The 1,028-nt window shown below is 46.5% G+C and carries 1 protein-coding gene; it reads left to right on the forward strand.

Going from position 1 to position 1,028, the window contains the following annotated elements:
• Window positions 1-1,028 (forward strand): hypothetical protein (locus tag AB6E30_RS22510; protein WP_372105333.1); only part of this gene is annotated, 1,028 nt, incomplete at both ends.

Here is a 1,028-nt window from a genome sequence, read left to right on the forward strand (position 1 = left end):
TGAGCCAAATCTTGCAGATGGCACAATCACAACCAACACCATCGATGTGATGCCAAATCAGAGTGCCGATGGTGCGACGATCACTCAGTTTACGTATGACGGGCAAGTTCGCACTCTGGAGCAAACGGACAATGGTGAGCAGCAATTTAGCTTCACTGAAGGCGAGTTGTTCATCACTCTTCAAGGTGACGTGCGTTTCGAACCCAATCGCAACCTAGATCACACAGCTAGCGAAGATATCGTGAAGTCGATAGTGGTGACTTCAAGCGATTTAGATAACGATGTGGTGACGTCAACGGTCACTCTGACTATTACTGATGGTGATATCCCAACCATTGATGCAGTGCCAAGCGTTACTCTCTCTGAAACCAACCTTAATGACGGCTCTGCTCCCAGCGGAAGTACAGTTAGCGCAACCGAGACGATTACCTTTACCGCAGGCAGCGACGATGTAGCAAGTTTCCGTATTGAACCAACAGAGTTTAATGTGGGCGGTGCACTTAAATCGAATGGATTTTCGGTTGAGATAAAAGAAGATTCGGCTAATCCGGGTACTTACATTGGCTTTATTACCAACGGTTCGGGCGCTGAAATCCCAGTGTTTACGATTGCTTTCTCTACGAGCACATTGGGTGAATACACCTTTACTCTGCTTGAAGCGTTAGACCATGTAGATGGTTTAGATAAGAACGATCTGAGCTTTGATCTGCCTATTTATGCGGTTGATACGGACGGCGACGATTCATTGGTGTCTCAGCTTAATGTGACTATCGGTGATGATGTTCAAATCATGCAAGACGGTACGTTAGATATCACCGAGCCAAATCTTGCTGACGGTACAATCACAACCAACACCATTGATGTAATGCCAAATCAAAGTGCTGATGGCGCGACGATCACTCGGTTCACTTATGACGGTGTCGTAAACACACTGGATCAAAGTATTTCAGGAGAACAGCAGTTCAGCTTCACAGAAGGCGAACTGTTTATCACCCTTGAAGGTGAAGTGCGCTTTGAGCCTAATCGCG

This window comes from Vibrio sp. 10N.247.311.12, assembly GCF_041467515.1.
Classification (GTDB): domain Bacteria; phylum Pseudomonadota; class Gammaproteobacteria; order Enterobacterales; family Vibrionaceae; genus Vibrio; species Vibrio crassostreae_C.